Origin of the sequence: Enterococcus sp. DIV1089c, assembly GCF_050530965.1 — a bacterium.
GTDB lineage: Bacteria > Bacillota > Bacilli > Lactobacillales > Enterococcaceae > Enterococcus_B > Enterococcus_B hirae.
In genome coordinates this window covers 293,324-315,000 of record NZ_CP172888.1, presented here as the reverse complement: position 1 = coordinate 315,000, position 21,677 = coordinate 293,324, and the positions used below count along the sequence as shown (strand labels likewise).

Sequence of the window (21,677 nt, the reverse complement as noted above, 5' to 3'; positions counted from 1 at the left end):
CTCAATTCCGAGGCTAGCCCTAAAGCTATTTCGGAGAGAACCAGCTATCTCCAAGTTCGTTTGGAATTTCTCCGCTACCCACACCTCATCCCCGCACTTTTCAACGTACGTGGGTTCGGTCCTCCAGTGCGTTTTACCGCACCTTCAACCTGGACATGGGTAGATCACATGGTTTCGGGTCTACGACTACATACTCAAACGCCCTATTCAGACTCGCTTTCGCTGCGGCTCCGTCTCTTCAACTTAACCTCGCATGCAATCGTAACTCGCCGGTTCATTCTACAAAAGGCACGCCATCACCCATTAACGGGCTTTGACTTGTTGTAGGCACACGGTTTCAGGTTCTATTTCACTCCCCTTCCGGGGTGCTTTTCACCTTTCCCTCACGGTACTGGTTCACTATCGGTCACTAGGGAGTATTTAGCCTTGGGAGATGGTCCTCCCGGATTCCGACGGAATTCCTCGTGTTCCGCCGTACTCAGGATCCTCCTAGGTGCCTTCCAAATTTCATCTACGGGGTTTTTACCCTCTTTGACTGACTTTTCCAAGTCATTCGACTATCTGAAAGAACTACCATATTGGAGTCCTACAACCCCAATGAGCAAGCTCATTGGTTTGGGCTTTTCCCGTTTCGCTCGCCGCTACTCAGGGAATCGAATTTTCTTTCTCTTCCTGCAGGTACTTAGATGTTTCAGTTCTCTGCGTCTACCTCGAATGCGCTATGTATTCACGCAAACGTAACATCCTATAAAAGATGCTGGGTTCCCCCATTCGGAAATCTCTGGATCATAGCTTACGTACAGCTCCCCAAAGCATATCGGTGTTAGTCCCGTCCTTCATCGGCTCCTAGTGCCAAGGCATTCACCGTGCGCCCTTATTCACTTAACCTTATCAACCTTGCGGTTGGGTTTTGATCTTTCTTCTAGCGATAGAAGTCCGATCAAGAAAATAAGCAATTGAACTTATTAAAAAACTCATTCAACGCGGTGTTCTCGGTTTGTATTACTAATTTACTTCAAATATCCAGTTTTCAATGAACAAAAATATATCTTTGAGAGTAAACCTCTCAAAACTGAACAAAGTGAAAAACAAACAGTGTAGTCTCCGTAATATTCCTTAGAAAGGAGGTGATCCAGCCGCACCTTCCGATACGGCTACCTTGTTACGACTTCACCCCAATCATCTATCCCACCTTAGGCGGCTGGCTCCAAAAGGTTACCTCACCGACTTCGGGTGTTACAAACTCTCGTGGTGTGACGGGCGGTGTGTACAAGGCCCGGGAACGTATTCACCGCGGCGTGCTGATCCGCGATTACTAGCGATTCCGGCTTCATGTAGGCGAGTTGCAGCCTACAATCCGAACTGAGAGAAGCTTTAAGAGATTAGCTTAGCCTCGCGACTTTGCGACTCGTTGTACTTCCCATTGTAGCACGTGTGTAGCCCAGGTCATAAGGGGCATGATGATTTGACGTCATCCCCACCTTCCTCCGGTTTGTCACCGGCAGTCTTGCTAGAGTGCCCAACTAAATGATGGCAACTAACAATAAGGGTTGCGCTCGTTGCGGGACTTAACCCAACATCTCACGACACGAGCTGACGACAACCATGCACCACCTGTCACTTTGCCCCCGAAGGGGAAGCTCTATCTCTAGAGTGGTCAAAGGATGTCAAGACCTGGTAAGGTTCTTCGCGTTGCTTCGAATTAAACCACATGCTCCACCGCTTGTGCGGGCCCCCGTCAATTCCTTTGAGTTTCAACCTTGCGGTCGTACTCCCCAGGCGGAGTGCTTAATGCGTTAGCTGCAGCACTGAAGGGCGGAAACCCTCCAACACTTAGCACTCATCGTTTACGGCGTGGACTACCAGGGTATCTAATCCTGTTTGCTCCCCACGCTTTCGAGCCTCAGCGTCAGTTACAGACCAGAGAGCCGCCTTCGCCACTGGTGTTCCTCCATATATCTACGCATTTCACCGCTACACATGGAATTCCACTCTCCTCTTCTGCACTCAAGTCTCCCAGTTTCCAATGACCCTCCCCGGTTGAGCCGGGGGCTTTCACATCAGACTTAAGAAACCGCCTGCGCTCGCTTTACGCCCAATAAATCCGGACAACGCTTGCCACCTACGTATTACCGCGGCTGCTGGCACGTAGTTAGCCGTGGCTTTCTGGTTAGATACCGTCAAGGGATGAACAGTTACTCTCATCCTTGTTCTTCTCTAACAACAGAGTTTTACGATCCGAAAACCTTCTTCACTCACGCGGCGTTGCTCGGTCAGACTTTCGTCCATTGCCGAAGATTCCCTACTGCTGCCTCCCGTAGGAGTTTGGGCCGTGTCTCAGTCCCAATGTGGCCGATCACCCTCTCAGGTCGGCTATGCATCGTCGCCTTGGTGAGCCGTTACCTCACCAACTAGCTAATGCACCGCGGGTCCATCCATCAGCGACACCCGAAAGCGCCTTTCAAATCAAAACCATGCGGTTTCGATTGTTATACGGTATTAGCACCTGTTTCCAAGTGTTATCCCCTTCTGATGGGCAGGTTACCCACGTGTTACTCACCCGTTCGCCACTCCTCTTTTTCCGGTGGAGCAAGCTCCGGTGGAAAAAGAAGCGTTCGACTTGCATGTATTAGGCACGCCGCCAGCGTTCGTCCTGAGCCAGGATCAAACTCTCATAAAAAGTTCGAACAATCTTACGATTGTTAAGCTCAATTGTTTGCTAGCATATTGCTTGCTTGTTAAAAATGTTTGTTGTCTTGAATCAATCAAGACGCCCTACACATTTGGTTTGTCTTTGCTTTGTTCAGTTTTCAAAGGTCTACTTGATTAATGCTACTTGATTTAAAGTTGAAACTTCTTAACGAGCTAGCGATTAATCATTCGATATTGCCGTAGCAACTTTTATATCATAACAGATCGACATTTGTTTGTCAACTATTTTTTAAAAGTTTTTTCACTTCGTTTTTCAGAAACGCTTCAGCAACTCATTTATCATAACTCACCGTTTGTTATTTGTCAACAACTTTTTTGAAGTTTTTTTCGATGAAATCAAGCTTCATAAGCTGTCTATTTTTAACGACTCAGTTATCTTATCATGTGATAACTCACACGTCAAGAACTTTTTGAATCTTTTTTATTACTTCATTTTTTTAAAACGAGTAACTAAAAACAACAAAAAAGAATATACCATGTAATTTTACACATGTCAATAAGTATTTAAACCTTTGGTATAGGTTATCACTCTTGGTTTCAGCTTTTCTATATTAAATAAGCCATAGTCATTCTACTGATTCTGGCTATCCAGATAATCGAACTGTAAGACTTCTTTCAGCTGTTGTCCATTTATGACATCTTTGGTTACTCCACACGGTTGCCCCCATTGATAAACGTTCATCGTTTTCCCGTTGATCAATGAGGTTGAGACAAAAGCAGCATCTTCGGAAATTTCTTCTTATTTCTTGATGCTGCTTTTGTCTCACCGTGAATCAGAGGTCGTGAAAACATCGGGTAGCTCTGTTGACAATAAGAAAGAATTTTTTGAAACAGCTCCTCATGTTTTGAAAAATTCAGGCTTATTTCAAGGAGCTGATGTTTGAACACCGTTTAGCAAGAGGCTGTGAAAGAAGCGTTTAGCTCCGAGCGAATAAGCGAGGATTTTTTAAAATAGCTCCTCATATTTTAGAAAACCATCGCTTATTGTTGAGGAGTTGCTTCTTGAACGCCGTTTAGCAAGAGGTTGTGAAAAGAGTGTCTTGACCTAAGCGTTAAGGAGGAAAATCTCGAAACAGCTCCTCATGTTTTGAGATTTTTTGACTTATCGCCGAAGGTCAGCTCTTTGAACACCGTTTATTCGTTTTTAGAGATAATAGAAGAGACCGAGACAAGTTTCTTTTTTAGAAAAGATCACTCACAAAAAAAGGAAATGAATAGCCATCCATCTCCTCTAACCGACTATTTCGTTTTTTTGCCACTGAAGTCATCCTGTATTTATTGGCTTGCAATTAATTTCTCCATTAATTCCTCATTAAACCCAACAAATAAAACATTATCAAAAATAATCAGCGGACGTCTGATTAGTTCTCCATGTGTTCTACACAAAACAATCAATTGTTGTTCATTAATAGTAGATAAATCAATTTCCAGATTTTTGAAACCTTGTGACCAAGTGGCGAACAGTCGTTCCGCGTGAACATTCTCAAACCCACACAATTCTTTTGCTTCCTTAACGGTTAGCTCTCTCTGATCTAAATCAATAAACTGATAAGAGAGATGATGTTCTTCTAACCACTGCTTTGCTTTTAGACACGTCACACAATGCGCCGACCCGTATACTTTCACAAGATTCCTCCTTTTTTAAATTTAACTGAAGATACTGTTTTGCATATAAATCATTCTTCTTGCAACTGAACGAATTTCTCTTGGAACAAACGAACGTATTTCATCTTCATTAAAACCGATCAATATTCTTTTTTCATCAATTAAGATCGGACGTCTTAGTAAAGAAGGATATTGTTTAAAAAGGACGATCATTTGCTTTAATGTGAGCTCGTTGAAGTCAATAGCTAATTTTTCGTATATTTTTGAGCGAGTAGAGATAATGTCTTCAACGCCTCCGTTAGTGGCTGCTAAAATTTCACGTATTTCATTTTCTGATATCGGCTCTGCAAAAATATTTTTTTCTTCAAAATCTAAACGATTTTCTTGCAACCATGCTCTTGCCTTTCTACAAGAAGTACAGCTAGGGAAAGTATATACTTTTATCATTCTCTCACTCCTTTTTAATTATAATCCCATTCTAACTGAAAGTTATAAAAAACACCAATTATTAGCTATTAAAATTCAGAAAATTTATTCTTCTTTGCTATTAAACCCTTTTAATCCTGTGTTTATATGAAAAAAATTAATTTATTTTGTATAAAAAAAAGAAGAAAAACACATAAAAAAAACGATATTATTAGTATTTTTTACCTAATAATATCGTTTTTTATGTGATCAAACATGTATTTTTTTAATTTTACAACCTGTTTCTCTAATAAATCTAGAAGTTTTCAATTTTCTCGTCCCCTTCATCAAAGGTATACACAAATAGAGACGATTCCTTGCTCGGGTCATTGCTACATAAAAAAGACGGCGTTCTTCTTCGACTGTTGTCACATGCTCTGCCTTGACCTTATCCAAACTAATGGCTGCTTTATCAGAGGCACCATTGTAAGGAATAGCTCCTTCATTACAACCAACTAAAAAAACATTGCGATAGCTTAAGCCTTTACTTCTATGAATACTTTGAATGCATAAAGCATCAAGTTTTCCTTGTCGGTAAGCGATTAAACGAGTTTTTAGTTGTTTCGCAACTGCTTGGATGTCTTTTTCTAAATGGTTGATTTTTTCTAATGTTGGAAATTGTTTGAGCGTTCCTAACAACCATTCACGCTCACTACCGTCTATTTCTTTAGTTGGTCGACTTAATTTAAGGTAGCTTTGAATTAAACGATCAAAACCTTTTCCGCCATTTTTATCAAAAGTATGAAGGTCCTTTACAAACCGATGAATCTCTTTTTCTTTTGTTTTTAAATGCGGCTTTACAGAAAGGATATATTCCACAATATCTGTTACTTTATTTCGTTTAGAAAAATAGTCCTCACATTCAGCCTTCTTGAAATAGCAATTAATCATTAACTGATAGAGTACTTGTTGATAACCCTGTGTCTTTTTTTGATAAGTAGTTGCATTTTGCCAGTAAAGAATCCTTTGATAGAACTGTTGAAATAGTTTTATCCCAAATATCCCTTCGTATGGGCCATCTGCTTCTAGCACAAAGGGGATATCCGTCTGTAACAAGTCTTGGACTAATTGCTGGGTTTGCGTTAACGACCGATATAAAACGATTGATTCTTTGTATTTCCCTTTATGTTTAATCAATGTTTTGATTTGTTCAATGATCCAGCGACTTTCAGCTTGTATATCATCAAAAGCTAGCGCCTGCATAATCCCCGCCTCTTTCTTAGCTGGAATCATTGCTTTTTGGATACGATCATTTTTATTAAATGTAATTAAGCGATTCGCTCCTTGAACAATGGTGGCACGTGAACGATAGTTGGTTAATAAAAAAATCGTCTTCGTTGCGTACTCTTGGTCAAAATTTTTAATATAAGAAGGTTCCGAACCTCGAAACCCATAGATACTTTGATCATCGTCACCGACCACAATAAGTTTCATTGGTGTTTCCTTCGTAATCAGGCGAACAATTTCCCACTGTAAAGGATTCGTGTCTTGAAATTCATCAATAAATAAATAATCATATTTTTGTCCCACGAAGTTTCTGATTTCTTCGTTCTGCAAGGCTTGTTTTAAATTACTTAGAACATCATTGAATTCAAAAAGATGTTGCTCTTTCTTTTGTGCTTGCAGTTCTCGCATGAAGTGGGTCATTCTTTCGGAAATCGGCATAGTTGCATTCGGTTCAATAAAGTCAAAGTTTTCTTTTATCAATACTCGCGTTTCTTCTATTGATAAGTTCATATTCTGCCAATAATCAAGACGTGCCGCCAAATTTTTTTCTCCATATTGATCAAAAGCATATAAATTATACTTACGAATAAGTTGTTGTATTAGTCCACTGACTTTGTATGAGGTCTCTTTTGAAAATTCTCCCTGTATCCCTTCAGCGACTACTTCTGGGAATTGGCGACAAATATCATTGTACAAACGAAAAAAGATACTATGAAAAGTTCCTATATGAACATTGGTCTTCCGTTGGCTAAAATTATCTACTCGCTTTTTCAATTCATTCGCAGCATTTCTCGTAAAAGTGATCATCAATATCCGTTGCTCATCTACCTGATTTTCAGTCATTAAATAGACAGCTTTTGCACAAATTGTTTGGGTCTTCCCACTTCCCGCTCCTGCAATGATCCTTAGATTTTTTTCCATATTGTAAGTAATCGCTGCTTTTTGCTCGTAATTAAAACGATTGTAGGAGCGCTTTTCCATCATATCGAAAAATGAATGACTATTATTCGTTTCTTTTTCTTCCTCAATCAGCCCAGGTGCTTCACCATAAGCTGCTTCATAGCTTGCAATGATCTCTTCTTGCATCCGGAAAATTTGTTGGAGCTTCTCATATCTTTTTTCCAAATGACTGATTTCTCTTTGTAAGCGAAGTATTTCTTTTTCATTCCCTTGATTGATTGTTTTCACATCTTTCTATATATAAATGGTCAATATTTTTCTTTTATACTAACAGACCTTTCTAAAAATTAAAATGACTTTAGCAAACACTGACCTTTTCTGAAAATTATCTATAAAATATCAAAAACATATAACCAATATGATAGAATAAAAAAGACAAATATATTAATTTGAAGGTGAATATAAATGAGTACTTCATTTCATGAAGGACGGACAATCGGACTTTTATTATCCTTTATCGGTGGCGCAATGGACAGTTATACATATATTCAATATAACGCATTTGCTTCAGCACAAACGGGTAATATTGTCTTAGCAATCATCCAAGCTTTCGATGGTGAATGGATTAGCGTTGGAAAAAAAATTCTTTCTACTGTCTTCTTTTTTTTAGGGATTTTACTGACAAAATTTTTGATTGATTATTTCAAAAAGAAAGAAAAACACTATTGGCGTTTGTATGTTCTTTACTACGAAGCAATTATCTTTTTCTTAGTCAGTCTGACTCCAATCAGTATCCACCCAGCCATCGTAACCATCATGATTGCATTTACAGCAGCTATTCAATGGGTCGCTTTTGATAAAATCGATGGACGAGCTTATACTAATCTTTTTACTACGGGGAATCTAAAAGGAGTTGCTACTAACTTATACGATTCTCTTGTCACAAAAGAAAAAGCAGCGTTCGATCGTTTTTTCCATTTTCTGACAGTTGTTCTGGCTTTCATCAGTGGTGCAGGCGTTCTCGTTTTTTGCCACCATTTATTTGGGCATTTTGCTATTTTATTAGTGGCTGTTTTATTTTTAATCATAGCAATTGTTCAAAGCATTCAAGTATGGAAATTTTACCAACGTCATATAGTCTTATCCAAAAAATAAGGACAAGCGTGTTCACTTTAATAGCCAACTAAAAAAATCACTGTACTTCAAAACACAACAAATAGGCTGATTTACAGGATACTCGGACAGTACCTCAGCCTATTTGTTGTGTTTATGTTTATTTTTATTCATTCCATTATCGCACTTGATTTTCGAACAACAAGCTGCCAATGTAAACTGTCGGCAGTTTCATTATCTTCTACTGCACATTTGATGACCCGGATCATCACGCTGTTTTCATAAACTTTTTCAATTTCTCCTTTGATAGGTGCTTCAAATAAATCTGAAACAAAAGCACCTGTTTCACCAACTTCAAATAATTGCTCATCCATTTTCTCCATTACTTGTTCATTCCCCATGATAGTTCCTCCAATATTTTTTAAGTCAATCAATTTTTAACACACTTCTAGGCAGAGAACACATAAAAATCATAAAAAGCCCTTTTCATGTCAAAACCGTTCACTTTTTTTATCTGCCATTTATAAAATACTCAAAAAAGAAAGATCTAACTGAATTTTTTGATCTTTTTTTTACGGTTTTGATGTCAAAACAACCTTTTATGAATCGAAACACTATTTTTAACAATTTTAGAATAAAATCGTTATTGGAGGTACGTTGGATGAAAAATAAAGTTGTAAATAGAATATTAGACACATTATTCAGTGGTGAAAAAATAGAAGATGAAATGGTTTATCTCCAAGTAAAATTTGCCCTTGATGTATTAATGAATAACCTTGGCAAATTGGCCGTTATTTTAGTATTTTCTTTAATAACCGGTTCTTGGGTCGAAACAGGATTGACCTTTCTTTCTTATATTTGTATCCGTCGCTATGCTTACGGACTTCATTCTGATTCTGAATTTGTTTGTTTACTATGGACTTTGCTTTATTTGTGGGGCGTTCCCCTCTTAATGAAACACTTTGATGTGACCATCTCTTCCCCACTGAAGGTCATTTCATTGATCATCTGTTTCTTATTGTTGCTTCGCTATGGATCAAAAGGTACAGCAATCAATCCCATTGAACCTGAAAAACGCCCACCACTGTTAAAAAAAGCAATTTTCATGTTTCTTCTATTTGCAATAACTATTTTATTTTTCGCTAATTCTTACTTTTCTACTTACTTGCTTCTCGGGATTATTTTAGAAATAGCTACGCTGCTTCCAATTACGAATTATATAATGAATCTTGGAGGAATTTTCTATGAAAAAAACAATCATTAAACAACTTACTAATTTGTCTGACTTCTTTGTGTCTGGATGCTGCTTTGGTATGAGTTCAGAGTTTAAAATCCCTGAAAAATTAAAAAAATAATTCAATAAATATGCTATAATTTGGTAAAAATCAATGGGAGCTGTACTTTATGTTTTTGTGGTCCATAGCCTTGCAATATTTAATTTACACAATTTGTGTATTACTCATTGAACACCAAATTAAAAAGAAATACTTATTCGTTACCACTATTTTAATCTCTTGTGTCTTGTTAGGTTTTATGTATCCTTTATTAGGGATATTTACTGCTTTATTTGCTATAGGTATGCTGATGCTAACATTCTTCTTCTTTTCTACTTCCCCGCAAAAACTGGTTTATGCTCTTCCTTGGGGATTGCTTACTTCGCTTTTAGGAGACCATTTGACGAGCATCAGCGATTTTTTTATTTTGAAATCTGCTGTCATTGAACCAGGAGATTCCTTGCAGTATATTCATATCGTCATTTCTGCGACGTTATCGATCTTACTTGCTTTAGCCTTTAAAAAAGCCTTAGAAAATTTTCATGGTTTGGATCGCCGAATGATTGGAACCGTTGGCGCGTTGATGTTATTTACCTATTATATCGTTATCTTTTATACACGTTTTTCTGGCGAGACTCCCCAAATTTTAACTATCAACACTGGCTTTTTCATTCTTTATCTCTGTGGCGGGCTGTTTATCCTCATTTATTATTGGAAAATTTCAAAGAGAAAAATGGCAGACCAATTGTTAGAACAGCGTATGCAAATGCAACAAGATTACATCCGTGATCTAGAAAAAAACTATCAAGACCTTAGAGAATTCAAGCATGATTATCAAAACTTGCTTTTTTCAATGAATAGTTATCTTGCTGAAGGTGACCTGGAGGGATTACGTAAGTACTACAATCAAAATATCTTACCCACTCGTCAAATGATGGATCTTTTCCCAGCAAACCTTAGTCTGTTAGATAACATAAAAATTCCTGAAATAAGAAGCTTATTGTCTTTGAAATTAATGATGGCACAAGAAAAAGGATTATCCGTGCATCTTGTTATTCCAGAAGAGATCACTTTAAAGAAAAAACACACAGTAAACATCGTCCGAATGTTAGGTATTATTTTAGATAATGCGATTGAAGGAGCTTTAATTACTAAAAAGAAGAAAACTGAACTCTTTGTTTTAAAAAAGAAAAACTCAGTGATTATTCGTGTCATCAATACAACGATGAATACACTTCCGTTAAATCAATTAAAACAAAAAGGTTTTTCAACAAAAAAAGATCCTAAAAACGAAGGACTCGGTTTATTCATTTTGGATGAGCTGTCAAAGGCCAATCCTTATATCTTTTTAGAGACATCTATTGAGAATCAACGTTTTTCTCAGACAATCTATATACAAACAAAATAAAGGAGTATTCGTATGATTCCAATTTATATTTGCGAAGATGACACGAAACAGTTGGAAGTAATTTCAGCAGTGATCAAAAATCGAATTATGATTGAGAATTTGGATAGTTATGTCCATATCGCCACTTCTGATCCAATTGAACTTCTTCAAGCAGCTAGAGTACGAACCTCATCTTTTGGTATTTATTTTTTAGACATTGAATTAAAAGATAGCGATCTAGATGGTATTATGATCGGAAAACGCGTAAGAGATCTAGATCCTTTAGGAAAAATTATTTATGTTACTTCTCATACGGATCTTTCAATGTCTATCTTAAAGAGTAATATTGAACCGACTGATTATATTATCAAAGAAGATATTTTTGATTTAAAAGAAAATGTGGAACGTATTTTAAGTAAGATCTTTGAAGATGTCAAAGCGACTCCTTTACAAAAAGATATTTTTAAAATCGAATTTAACGATGAAATAAAATTTCTTCCGATCAAAGATATCCAGTATTTCTCTACTTCCCCAGGAACGCCACATAAATTAGAGGTTCATTTGACTCATGCGCAAATGCAGTTCTATGATAAAATCAAAGAAATAGAGAAAATGAACCGTCATTTTATCCGCTGCCATAAATCATACGTGATCAATACTCAAAATGTCCGTACGATCAACAAAAAAACTCGTGAAATCACGTTAGCAAATGGCGAAGTGATTCCGGCTTCTGTACGTGGTTTAAAAAAATTGATCTCATAAATCTCAGACTTCTCCCCAAAAACAAACAAAAAAAATGAGCAAAACTCGTCTGTTTGTCTTGCTCATTTTTTCTTATTTATCTTTTCTTGTTCCTATTTTGTAGTTTAATGTAACAGCATTTCTTGCGCAATTTCTTGCCCACTCATCTCCACTGGATAAAAAGTTGGCCAATGATCCATTTCTGCCAGTAAACTTTCTTGACTTTCATTCCCTAAATAGATATGAAAATGTTCCGAATCTGTTGGTGCAATCGAATGATCACTAAATTGTACATATCGATAAGCGCCACTTTCTGGCTCTACTGCTTCAAATAAGTAGCGTACGCCTCGATTTCCTGCAGCGTAATTCAAAACTCTTTTACCTGCATATCGGTAAGATGATTGCTTCGTCTCACCATTTTTAAAAGTAAATGCCATTCGATCTCCGTCAATCTTGATCTTTTCGACATCCGTCTGGTATCCGACGGTATAATAATCCTTGTACTCTTTTGCTGATTTTTTTGGATCGATTTTTGCCTTATACTCAAATACGGGATCTAAGGTTCCATCAGCTAAATAGTTATCGACCGTTTGCCATTGCCCTTTCCAATCGGACAATTTGCGGTCTTTCACAGCTGAATCTTCAAAGTAACCATTATATACATTTTTTTCTTTTTCTGGTGTCAGTGTGGCTTCCAGTGGATTCACTGTATCTATCGTTTTTTGTAACGACTTGAGGTTTTCTTTCATTATGGTTACGTAATTTTCACCATTTGCAAGTTGTTCTTTCGTTAAACCTTCTAGAGGATTCAAGACAGCCAAAGAAACGCCGGCTTCATTTGCTAGAGTTCTAGCGATACTGTCTTTAGCATTTTCTTCGAAATAAATATATTTGATCCCATGATCTTTTACAAACTGTTTTAATTCAGCAATTCTTGCGGCTGAAGGCTCCTCACTTGAGGATAAGCCAGCTATTGACACTTGATTCAGTCCATACTCTAACGCCAAATAGTTGAATGCGGCATGTTGGGTAACAAAAGATTTTTGTTTTGCTTTACTTAAGGTATCCTGATAACTCTGATGAAGTTCTTGTAATTTTTCTAAATAATTCTCCGCATTTTTAGTAAAGGCTTCTTTTTTATCGGGGTATTTTGTGATCAGTTGATCCCTTATACTTTTTACTTGTTTCACTGCTAAACTTGGAGCTAACCAAACATGCGGGTCTAATTCATGAGAATGCCCTGCTTCGCCATGACTATGGTCATGTCCTTCTTCACTACCCGGTAACAACAACATCCCTTCAGTCGCTTTGACTGCTAACACATTCCCCTCTTTCAATGTGTTTTGGATTGCTGGTACCCAGGTTTCCATATTTTCGTTGTTATAGACAAAGACATCCGCATTTTGAATTTTTGCCATATCTTTTGCTGACGGCTCATAGTCGTGTGAATCTGTCCCAGCAGGAATCAATAACTCAACTTCTCCTTCATCTCCCACTACTTCTTTCGTGAAATCATACATTGGATAAAAAGTCGTCATCACCTGCAATTTTTCTTTTTTGTTCGCGGCTTCTTGTTGATTGCCACAACTGGCAAGTATACAAACAGTAGCTACTATCCCTAATAAATAAACCAAACGCTTCATTTGACGACACTCCTTCATCTTCTTTCATTTTACGATTAAAGTTTCTAAATCGTAACCTTTACGCTTTGGCAACAGGATTTAATTTATCATATCGCTAAATAAATAGTCAAGCGTTTTCTTAAAACTATTTCTTTTTATTTTCTAGCCATTTCTGAACAGTATCATTTTCTTTTTGTCACTAGTTCCGACTATAATAAGATAAATCAGCTTGACGTTCCCGATAGGTAAAAAACAATTTCCTTTTACTTTTATCTTGAACTTAGAGCGATTTAGTACATTGAAAGGAGTAATAAATTGAAGAATAATTCTAAAGATCAGTCTCGTCTGATACGTTTTCTAGGAGGAACGACTTCCTATTATGTATTAGGGTTGTTGATTATGTTAGCTTTAGTGATCTACTTTTTTCAGCAGATCGGTTTTATTTTTAAACCATTTTTCGTGATTTTTGCGACGACACTCGCCCCAGTACTATTTGCGTTAGTTTTATATTATTTACTAGACCCGTTGATCAAACGTTTGAGCCAAAAACTATCTAGAAATTTATCTGTTACTATCGTTTATGTCATTATTTTATTTTTGATCGGCTTAGGGAGTGTTTGGTTAGTTCCTTTCTTGGAGCAACAAGCCAAAACACTGATGACTAGTTTTCCTGATTTGTTCAACGATTTTATACAAACTTTGAAAAACTTCCTAGCGCAAACACCTTTTGCGGACACATTCGATCAATTCTTTTCATCGATTGATGATTGGACGTCTAATTTTGCCTCGTTTATTGGCGATTATTGGGAAAGTGGCGCACAAAGTATCGGGAATATCTTTTCAGCAGTAACATCTACCTTTATTACATTGTTTACTGGTCCAATCATTGCGTTCTTCTTATTAAGAGATCCTCAGAAATTTTATCAAGCTGTGTTAGGGATCGTACCACCCAAGTTCCGTACAGATTTTCGGACATTGACTAAAATCGCCAATCAACAATTAGGTGATTTCTTAAAAGGGCAAATCATTGCTTCTTTCATCTTAGGAGCTGTTTATTGGGTCACATTTTTATTGATCGGCTTAGAATTTGCAAGCATACTAGCAATCGCAGCTGGGATTTTATGTATCATTCCTTACATTGGACCATTTATTGCCTTCTTTCCTGGATTGTTTATTGCTTTCCAAGATTCGACATTCATGGCAATTAAGTTTGTTTTGGTCTGGTTCATCGTCCAATTACTTCATGGGGACTTAGTTATCCCTCGAGTTATGGGCAATCGCCTTCAAGTCCATCCAATCACTATTTTGATTGTTTTATTAGTGATGGGTGATTTACTAGGACTCATGGGTGTAATTTTTGGGATCCCCATCTACACATTGATCAAATTATTGGTTGTCTTTACTTTTAAAAAGTTCAAACAACGCTACAACAAGTATTATGGCGATCAGGGTGTCTACCAAAAAGCAGAATTTTCGGAAAAAGACTACTTTGAAAAAGAGTAAAGAAAGTCTGGAACATCTCTCAAAAAAACGAGGGACTAGGACGATCAAGCTTATTTTTCTTACTGAAGAAGACTATTGTCCCAGTCTCTACTAAACAGACCTTTGTTCCTGTTTCTATGTAAAACAACAAGAGCTGCAATCCACATTTAGGAGTGCAGCTCTTCTTTTTTATGCTCATCAATCGCATAAAATGATTGGGGTTTTTAATTTACATCGATTCAATGACTAAGTGATTCCGTTTATTGAAGTGACCTGTTACTGAAATAGTATAATTGCCTTCTTCCAAAATAAGCAATTTATCCGTTATTTCTATATTGACCACTGATTGATTGGTTCAGGGCTCATTGGTAATGTAAATCGCACAAGCAATGGCTATGTCTTGATTTCCTGAATTTTACCGAGTAAAACAATAGATTATTCCATCACGATCACCTCACTAAAATTATAGAAAAAACAACTAAAATCGAGAATTTTTAATCGATTTTAGATATGCTAATAATAATCAAGACAGTAAAGTTTGTGACGGTGGCTATCCGATTGAAAGTGAGGTGGTGCGTATGTGCGTACTTCCAAAATCTTACAGAAAGGAGAAGCCTTTTGCCTGTTGAAACGGCGTTAGGATTAATGATTGGTTTCTGTTCTTTAATCGCAACAATCATTTTTGGAATCTTGACATTTGTAAACAACAATCAAAAAAAATAACCGTCAGCTTTAGCCGGTCGACGATTATTTTTCAAAAATAATATTAAACTGGTCACCGTCTTAAACGGTGCTGTTAAGGGAGTTGTTAGCGCAACTCCTCTTTTCGTATTCATTATATCAACTTTATTGATCTTTTACAATCAGAATGGGAAATCATCATTGCTAATATCATTGTCCATCAAATGGATTTTGTGAAGCGTTAAATCCATTGTTATTAGTCATCGTTGTTTCATGTTGTTCAAAGGTGGTTGTGATTGGACTCGTGGCAGGTTGATCAGTGTGATTACTACACAACACTAAGTAACGCATAATTTCACATCATATTTATTTTTAGATATTAATGTCCAGAAAATGGAGATTTGAGCGACACAATGACAATAGATATTTTTAAACTAAAAAGTAAGAATAGAAAGGGAAAAAACAGCTCAGTTCACAAGTTTAAAAAAAAAGAAACCCCTGATATAATGTATTTTTTGTGTGTCACTTTTCTTTTTAAATGGCATAAATTTTTAATTTTATTTGACACAAATATAAATATTTAATTGTTAAGAAAATCGTTCAAAATAAACAGAAAAAATAAGTTCGATTTTGACAATAAACATCAAAATCGGACTTATTTTCTTTTTGAGAAAGAACTATTATCCCATTCCCTTTTTTAACTAATAATTATATTTGAACAGCATTGTAGCAATGCCTTAATCACTATACAAAAAGAATAACTAAATACTATACCTATTAATATAATACGAATAGGTATGATAACCAAAAGCCGCAGCAACATGGAAACTAAAGTAGTCAACGCCAACCTCATTAATCAATCGTTGGGTGTAACCCCCAATCTCATCTAATAATTCCTCATAAGTAATATATCCGCATTCGTACTGCTGAATTATATTCACATCTTACTCCACTTATTGATATGTTCCGCTATATATTGTTTGTCCGTCTATCATGATATAGCAATTATTATCGTTGTTATCTTGCACCAATACACCATCAAGTGTAGCACTAGGCGTAGTAACAATCACTGGGTACTCATGAGAAAGCTCGGTCATTTTCCCTTGCTTGCTAAGGTCTTGCTCAATTGTCAAACCGTTTGCTACAAAGTTGAATACTCTTGTTCCTATAGTTATTGTAGCGTTTTGAGGTTCAATTTCTGTAGATTCTTCTGACACTATGCTATTTTCTGACTTGCTTTGAGATTCATTACCATAAACGTTTCTGGAAGATTCTAGTACTTCTTGATTGTTCTCGGTTGTACTATTCAATTCAGCTAGATTTTTTTTATATTGCTCATTATCAATTGCTAAACTCTCTCGTTTATCATCAATCTTATTCATCTCTGTAACGGTATAAAATAGTACCCCTGCTAACACTATATTTGCAATTAAACTAATCGTAAGTAATACATTTTTCATTTTGTTTTTCACTTCCTTCTATCTATTCTTGTAATTCATTACTTTTGGTTCAAGAAGCCACTTATTCAGTTTATACCAAAAGAATCTCTTAAAAAAGACAAATTATTATTCATCACTGCCCCAGTTAGATAATTTAGCTTATATACTGAATTATACTCATTCAAAATGACTGCGTTTTTGTTCATTGATATTTAATTTTTAAACATTTATCTGTCACTTTTCTTTTTAAATGGCATAAATTTTTAATTTTATTTGACACAAAATATAAACCTCTGTACACATTACGGTATTCATCATTTAGCTCAACCTGTTTCAATTTTGAGCGTATCTTAAATCAAGAAAACTGAGACATTGATCAGATTTTTTCTAATCAATGCCCCAGTTTTTAGACTTACATTAATTTGTTTTTTCCTTAATTAACAGAAACTGTTTGGTTTTCAGCCAATAAGTTGCCACTTCCATCATAGAAATTCATTGTTACTTGATCATCAGCTTTGATTAGATCTGGCTTCACATAATAACTGATTGCCCCATCCTTAAAGCTCCCACCTTTACTGATCAGTTTGCCATTGACAAACAAGTGTCCTTGGTGGACTTGGGTATCAGAACCATAGGCTCCTTTGATCGTTTGTGTGCCGATTTTATAAGTCAGTTCGTTGATTTCAGCTGTTGGTGTTTGAATAGTGACATCAATCTCTGATCCTGGAATTTGTTGTCCTCGATTGTTGGCACCCATCAAGACTACCTGATCATCTTCTGACACTTTGAGGTTTCCTACATAATAACTGAACTTGCCATCTTTGAAGCTACCGCCTTGACTAACTTTTTCGCCATTGACCAACAAGATTCCTTGGTAAACATCGCCTGTGTAGCTTCCTTCGATCACTGTACTGATTCCCACACGATGGGCTTCTGTTAATTGACCCAGTTGTTCTCCTATAGTTACCGGTTGTGGGTCCCCTAGTGGTGTATCGAATTTATCATAGCCTTGAATCGTTGCTTGATCCCCTGCTTTGATGATTTGAGAGTTCACATAATAGCTAAACTTGCCATCTTTATAGGTTCCTCCCCAGCTAACGACTTCTCCGTTCACTACTAGTTTTCCTTTATGGATATCCCCCGTGTAAGTTCCAGTAATGGTTGAATCACCCAACTGATACGCGTCCACTTGATCAATTGATCCTGAAGATTCGGAAATCACTTCAATCTCTTTGGAATCCATCAATTTCTTCTCTTTGTTGTAGCCATCTAATACGACTTTGTCGCCGACTTTTAATTTGCCAGCACCGACATAATAGCTGAATTGACCATCTTTGAAGCTACCGCCCCAGCTAACAACTTTGCCATTAACGGTTAATCGGCCGAGAGACATATCCCCTGTGTAAGTTCCAGTAATATTGACATCTCCTACATGATATTCTTGTGGTTCCAACTCACTTTTCACTAGTTCTGCCACATAAGTTCCTGCCGTTAAATCACCCGTGCCGTAATTTGCCATAAAGTCAGCCGGTGAATAGCCTTTGGACTGACCATCTTCACGAATCCAATTTCCTGTCAGCTGATCTCCATCGTTCAATGCTTTCGGTGCTGATAAACCAGTGTCTTCAACCGCCTTAAAGTGATCACCTAGTGTTAATTTAGCAAGAGGTGTATTCTTAAACATACTTTCCATCGTTGTTACTTTGCTAGTGTCAAAGTTGCTTAAATCTAGACTTGTTACGCTACCCATACCTCTAAACATATAACCCATATTTTTTACGTTACTGGTATCAAAGCTACTTACATCTAAACTTGTTACACTGCTAATATTGCGAAACATATAACCCATATTTGTTGCTTTACTAGTATCAAAGCTACTTACATCTAAACTTGTTACACTGCTCATACCATAAAACATATAACTCATATCTGTTACTTTACTGGTATCCAGTTGACTTAACCCTTCGATTTCAGTTACATTCGTAAGATCCTTTCCAACGGTACTTGTACTAAATAAGTATCTAGAATCTTCCGGAGCAACTACTTTCCCAGCCAAGACAATTTTTTTGATTGCTTCATAATCCACTTTTCCACTGTTCCATGGTGATTCTTTATAGCCACTTAACTCACCTGCTCCGATTGTTAACGTTCCTGTATCTTCATCAAACATATACGGACTAGTACCCCACGTGTCTGTTTCAACGGAAACATACGTGCCAGCAGTCAAATCACCAGTGCCATAGTTTTTCATGAAATCTGCTGCTGAATAAAACGTCCCTTTGCCATCTTCTCTCATCCAAGCAGAAGTAAGACCTCCTTGTCCATTAACAAATTTAAATGTGTCTCCTAGTGTTAATTTCTTAAGTGGAGTATCAGCAAACATATTTCTCATAGATGTTACTTTGCTAGTGTCAAAGTTGCTTACATCTAAACTTGTTACGCTACCTATACCTCTAAACATAGAAAGCATATCTGTTACGTTACTAGTATTAAAGTTACTTACATCTAAACTTGTTACGCTACTCATACCATAAAACATAGATTGCATAGATGTTACGTTGCTGGTATCCAGTTGACTCAGCCCATCGATTTCAGTTACATTCTTAAGGTCACCTTTAGTGTTATCTCCAGTAAATAATAAATTAGCAGTTTCTGGAGCAACTACTTTTCCAGACAAGACAATTTTTTTGATTGCTTCAATATCGACTGCCCCGCTGTTCCATGGTGATTCTGCATAGCCACTTAATTCGCCAGCTTCGATCGTCAATGTCCCTGTGTTTTCATCAAAATTATACGGACTGGTACCCCACCATCCTTGAGCAGAAAGATACGTGCCAGCAGTCAAATCACCAGTGCCATAGTTTTTCATGAAATCTTCTGCTGTATAAACCTTTCCTTTGCCATCTTCTCGCTTCCAAGCGGAAGTAAGACCTGCGTTTTTTTTGTTTGATTCTACAAATTTAAATGTGTCTCCTAGTGTTAATTTCTTAAGTGAAGTATTAGTAAACATATAAGGCATAGATGTTACGTTACTGGTATCAAAGCTACTTAAATCTAGACTTGTTACACTGCTCATACCATAAAACATAAAACTCATATCTGTTACGTTACTGGTATTAAAGCTACTTATATCTAGGCTTGTTACACTGCTCATACCATAAAACATAGAACTCATATCTGTTACGTTGCTGGTATCCAGTTGACTTAACCCTTCGATTTCAGTTACATTCGTAAGGTTAATGCTACTTCCAGTAAATAATAAATTAGCAGTTTCTGGAGCAACTACTTTTCCAGACAAGACAATTTTCTTGATGGCTGTACTATCCACTGTTTTACTTTCCCATGGTGATTCTTTATAGCCACTTAACTCACCTGCTTCGATCGTCAATACCCCTGTATTTTCATCAAAAGTATACGGACTGGTACCCCACGTGCCTGTTATCTCGGAGGTAGCTGCCACATTTGCTTTTTGCGCTACTTTTGGCGCTTCCGCTGTTGGATTAGTTGCATCCCCTTCACTTTCGGCAGTCGCTGCTGTTGCTTGCTCTTGTTCTTTTGCTTGGTCTTGGGTGTCATCTGTTGCTTCATCAGTTGTTGCTAATGAATCACTAGTTGTAGTGGTTGAATCCGTTGGGTTTACTAACGGATCTGTGACGTTTTGTATCGTTTGATCGATGACTTCTTTTGCTTCATTCGCCTGTGTTTGTTCAGTAGCAGTTTCAGCTGTTGGTGACAAAGTATCCGCTAATGCCATCGTTGGTGCGATCCCGGTATTTCCCATCACACCAGCCACCGCAAACATCGTTAATAGCTGTTTTTTACGTTTTGCTGTTAATTTTTTCTTACTCATATTTACTCCTTTTTTGCTCTTATTTTTGATCATTATTTTCTCGTCAATACCACTTCATCAGCTTTAGGTGTTTCCCCTGTTTTCAATTGATGTCTCTTTCCAATGTCCATTTTGTTACCGAAGCTGACAAAATCGTATGGATCATCTCCCCTGCAACATTTATTTTACTTGTTCTAATTAAGCATAAACGCTCAATATTCCCAATTAATATTCTTGAATTTTGATCGTTTACCATAACTTTTTTTGTATATATTTCTTTCATTGATCGAGGAAATCAATCAAGCTTCTTCTACTACTTATCATCTGAAGAAATATTTCACCTACATGTTACGCTTTATGTAAAAGTTAATGGGTAAAAGAAAAAGAGAGTGAGACAATAGTCAGAAAAAAATCTGATTATTGCCCCGCTCTCTTTTTTATTACATTTTTAAAGCTACTTTCAAATGTTGTTTGCTATAATTAAAAAAAGGCCTTTAAGGAGAACTAAATAATGCTTTTAATTAAATTTATGCTTACTTTAATATATTATGGTAGTTTTATCTATACAGTCTACAAAGTCAGGCAGATCCAACAGGAGTATTCAGATATCATGGCTCTATATAAACAAGAAAGAGAGCGTACTTTTCCAAACCTAACTGAACAAGAACAAAAGAAACGAAAAAAAGCAATCTCACAATATTATGAAAAAAAGGACCCTTCTTTTGCTCTAAAAAGAAAATTTTCATTTATCATTTATGTTATTGTCTTTTTTATTTTGGAACGTGTTATTCGCTGCTTTTTCCCTATTGAAGACGTTCCTAAAAATTTGAATTATATAATTCCCTATTTGGGAATAGCCCTTACCATCAGTGCTGTTACAGGTTTTCACTTAATTAAATCCAAAAAAAAGGAACGCGAAATATTTAAACAGTATTTAATAGACCATCCAAAAAACGAATTACAATTTGTTTGGGTTTCAGAAAAACTTCAGGCAAGTTTTATGCAAAATACAAATAAAAGATTTATAGTCCATCTTACACTAGGTATATTAATGATATTGTATCCTCTTTTTTCTTAGATGAGAGCATACATTAAATTGTTATTGCTTCCATCATATTCTTTGATTTGCGATACTCAATTTTATCATTACTCAATTGATTTTTTCATAATTCTTTTTTCTTATCTCACATTTGTTTTTAG

Annotated in this window: 17 protein-coding genes and 2 rRNA genes (1 of these 19 cut by a window edge); 7 read left to right on the top strand and 12 right to left on the bottom strand. The window is 36.6% G+C overall.

The window, feature by feature from the left end; genetic code table 11:
- The 5 genes from IGL30_RS01495 to IGL30_RS01475 form a co-directional block, all read right to left on the bottom strand.
- Window positions 1–888, bottom strand: a 23S ribosomal RNA gene (locus tag IGL30_RS01495) (it extends 2,026 nt beyond the left edge of the window).
- 232 nt (window positions 889–1,120) lie between these two features.
- A 16S ribosomal RNA gene (locus IGL30_RS01490) occupies window positions 1,121–2,680 on the bottom strand.
- Together the 16S and 23S rRNA genes form the textbook arrangement of a ribosomal RNA operon.
- Window positions 2,681–3,987: 1,307 nt before the next feature.
- On the bottom strand, window positions 3,988–4,338 hold the full coding sequence (locus IGL30_RS01485; protein WP_010720213.1) for a Spx/MgsR family RNA polymerase-binding regulatory protein: 351 nt from the start codon (window positions 4,336–4,338) through the stop codon (window positions 3,988–3,990).
- Window positions 4,339–4,359: 21 nt separating this feature from the next.
- Window positions 4,360–4,764 (bottom strand): Spx/MgsR family RNA polymerase-binding regulatory protein, encoded by a 405-nt coding sequence (locus tag IGL30_RS01480; protein ID WP_123874937.1) that lies wholly within the window; start codon window positions 4,762–4,764, stop codon window positions 4,360–4,362.
- Between the two features lie 228 nt (window positions 4,765–4,992).
- Complete coding sequence (locus tag IGL30_RS01475) at window positions 4,993–7,197, bottom strand: ATP-dependent helicase (protein ID WP_088745387.1); 2,205 nt, start codon at window positions 7,195–7,197, stop codon at window positions 4,993–4,995.
- 177 nt (window positions 7,198–7,374) lie between these two features.
- Here IGL30_RS01475 and IGL30_RS01470 point away from each other — a divergent pair, with 177 nt between their 5' ends.
- On the top strand, window positions 7,375–8,064 hold the full coding sequence (locus IGL30_RS01470) for a YoaK family protein (RefSeq protein WP_010736953.1): 690 nt from the start codon (window positions 7,375–7,377) through the stop codon (window positions 8,062–8,064).
- A gap of 128 nt (window positions 8,065–8,192) precedes the next feature.
- Here IGL30_RS01470 and IGL30_RS01465 read toward each other — a convergent pair whose 3' ends face one another.
- Entirely contained in the window at window positions 8,193–8,423 is a 231-nt protein-coding gene (locus IGL30_RS01465) for a hypothetical protein (RefSeq protein WP_010720217.1), read from the bottom strand.
- A 260-nt stretch (window positions 8,424–8,683) separates the two neighbouring features.
- Here IGL30_RS01465 and IGL30_RS01460 point away from each other — a divergent pair, with 260 nt between their 5' ends.
- The 3 genes from IGL30_RS01460 to IGL30_RS01450 all read left to right on the top strand — a co-directional run bounded on the left by IGL30_RS01460 (window position 8,684) and on the right by IGL30_RS01450 (window position 11,445).
- Window positions 8,684–9,286, top strand: coding sequence for an accessory gene regulator B family protein (locus IGL30_RS01460; RefSeq protein WP_123874935.1), 603 nt, complete (start codon window positions 8,684–8,686; stop codon window positions 9,284–9,286).
- 140 nt (window positions 9,287–9,426) lie between these two features.
- Entirely contained in the window at window positions 9,427–10,704 is a 1,278-nt protein-coding gene (locus IGL30_RS01455; RefSeq protein WP_123874934.1) for a sensor histidine kinase, read from the top strand.
- Between the two features lie 12 nt (window positions 10,705–10,716).
- The gene (locus IGL30_RS01450) at window positions 10,717–11,445 is read left to right on the top strand and encodes a LytR/AlgR family response regulator transcription factor (RefSeq protein WP_010720220.1); all 729 of its coding nucleotides are present in this window, start codon (window positions 10,717–10,719) and stop codon (window positions 11,443–11,445) included.
- 104 nt (window positions 11,446–11,549) lie between these two features.
- Here the strand turns inward: IGL30_RS01450 and IGL30_RS01445 are convergent, their stop codons facing one another.
- Window positions 11,550–13,067 carry a zinc ABC transporter substrate-binding protein AdcA gene (locus tag IGL30_RS01445; protein ID WP_088745386.1) on the bottom strand — a complete coding sequence of 506 codons (1,518 nt, stop codon included), beginning with the start codon at window positions 13,065–13,067 and terminating at the stop codon, window positions 11,550–11,552.
- Between the two features lie 294 nt (window positions 13,068–13,361).
- Between IGL30_RS01445 and IGL30_RS01440 the strand changes: the two genes are divergently transcribed.
- Together IGL30_RS01440 and IGL30_RS01435 are read left to right on the top strand one after the other, a co-directional pair.
- A complete protein-coding gene (locus tag IGL30_RS01440; RefSeq protein ID WP_088745385.1) occupies window positions 13,362–14,549 on the top strand; it encodes an AI-2E family transporter in 1,188 nt (395 codons plus the stop codon).
- 597 nt (window positions 14,550–15,146) lie between these two features.
- Window positions 15,147–15,251 carry a putative holin-like toxin gene (locus IGL30_RS01435; RefSeq protein WP_375371607.1) on the top strand — a complete coding sequence of 35 codons (105 nt, stop codon included), beginning with the start codon at window positions 15,147–15,149 and terminating at the stop codon, window positions 15,249–15,251.
- A gap of 168 nt (window positions 15,252–15,419) precedes the next feature.
- Here IGL30_RS01435 and IGL30_RS01430 read toward each other — a convergent pair whose 3' ends face one another.
- From IGL30_RS01430 to IGL30_RS01410, 5 genes are all read right to left on the bottom strand, one after another.
- The gene (locus tag IGL30_RS01430) at window positions 15,420–15,560 is read right to left on the bottom strand and encodes a hypothetical protein (RefSeq protein ID WP_240211025.1); all 141 of its coding nucleotides are present in this window, start codon (window positions 15,558–15,560) and stop codon (window positions 15,420–15,422) included.
- A gap of 410 nt (window positions 15,561–15,970) precedes the next feature.
- Entirely contained in the window at window positions 15,971–16,150 is a 180-nt protein-coding gene (locus IGL30_RS01425) for a hypothetical protein (RefSeq protein ID WP_088745384.1), read from the bottom strand.
- 12 nt (window positions 16,151–16,162) lie between these two features.
- Complete coding sequence (locus IGL30_RS01420) at window positions 16,163–16,669, bottom strand: hypothetical protein (protein WP_123874933.1); 507 nt, start codon at window positions 16,667–16,669, stop codon at window positions 16,163–16,165.
- A 412-nt stretch (window positions 16,670–17,081) separates the two neighbouring features.
- Window positions 17,082–20,498, bottom strand: a complete 3,417-nt coding sequence (locus IGL30_RS01415; RefSeq protein ID WP_375371707.1) for an immunoglobulin-like domain-containing protein — start codon at window positions 20,496–20,498, stop codon at window positions 17,082–17,084.
- Window positions 20,499–20,580: 82 nt separating this feature from the next.
- Window positions 20,581–20,733, bottom strand: coding sequence for a hypothetical protein (locus tag IGL30_RS01410; protein ID WP_161440046.1), 153 nt, complete (start codon window positions 20,731–20,733; stop codon window positions 20,581–20,583).
- Between the two features lie 255 nt (window positions 20,734–20,988).
- Here IGL30_RS01410 and IGL30_RS01405 point away from each other — a divergent pair, with 255 nt between their 5' ends.
- Window positions 20,989–21,555 carry a hypothetical protein gene (locus IGL30_RS01405; RefSeq protein ID WP_088745383.1) on the top strand — a complete coding sequence of 189 codons (567 nt, stop codon included), beginning with the start codon at window positions 20,989–20,991 and terminating at the stop codon, window positions 21,553–21,555.
- Window positions 21,556–21,677 lie beyond the last annotated feature (122 nt).

What these genes read in the sequence shown, in the direction of transcription:
- IGL30_RS01410 (WP_161440046.1), bottom strand. Translation starts at nt 20,733, where the DNA reads ATGGTAAACGATCAAAATTCAAGAATATTAATTGGGAATATTGAGCGT.
- IGL30_RS01405 (WP_088745383.1), top strand. Translation starts at nt 20,989, where the DNA reads ATGCTTTTAATTAAATTTATGCTTACTTTAATATATTATGGTAGTTTT.
- IGL30_RS01420 (WP_123874933.1), bottom strand. Translation starts at nt 16,669, where the DNA reads ATGAAAAATGTATTACTTACGATTAGTTTAATTGCAAATATAGTGTTA.
- IGL30_RS01450 (WP_010720220.1), top strand. Translation starts at nt 10,717, where the DNA reads ATGATTCCAATTTATATTTGCGAAGATGACACGAAACAGTTGGAAGTA.
- IGL30_RS01430 (WP_240211025.1), bottom strand. Translation starts at nt 15,560, where the DNA reads ATGCGTTACTTAGTGTTGTGTAGTAATCACACTGATCAACCTGCCACG.
- IGL30_RS01455 (WP_123874934.1), top strand. Translation starts at nt 9,427, where the DNA reads ATGTTTTTGTGGTCCATAGCCTTGCAATATTTAATTTACACAATTTGT.
- IGL30_RS01470 (WP_010736953.1), top strand. Translation starts at nt 7,375, where the DNA reads ATGAGTACTTCATTTCATGAAGGACGGACAATCGGACTTTTATTATCC.
- IGL30_RS01480 (WP_123874937.1), bottom strand. Translation starts at nt 4,764, where the DNA reads ATGATAAAAGTATATACTTTCCCTAGCTGTACTTCTTGTAGAAAGGCA.
- IGL30_RS01460 (WP_123874935.1), top strand. Translation starts at nt 8,684, where the DNA reads ATGAAAAATAAAGTTGTAAATAGAATATTAGACACATTATTCAGTGGT.
- IGL30_RS01445 (WP_088745386.1), bottom strand. Translation starts at nt 13,067, where the DNA reads ATGAAGCGTTTGGTTTATTTATTAGGGATAGTAGCTACTGTTTGTATA.
- IGL30_RS01465 (WP_010720217.1), bottom strand. Translation starts at nt 8,423, where the DNA reads ATGGGGAATGAACAAGTAATGGAGAAAATGGATGAGCAATTATTTGAA.
- IGL30_RS01415 (WP_375371707.1), bottom strand. Translation starts at nt 20,498, where the DNA reads ATGAGTAAGAAAAAATTAACAGCAAAACGTAAAAAACAGCTATTAACG.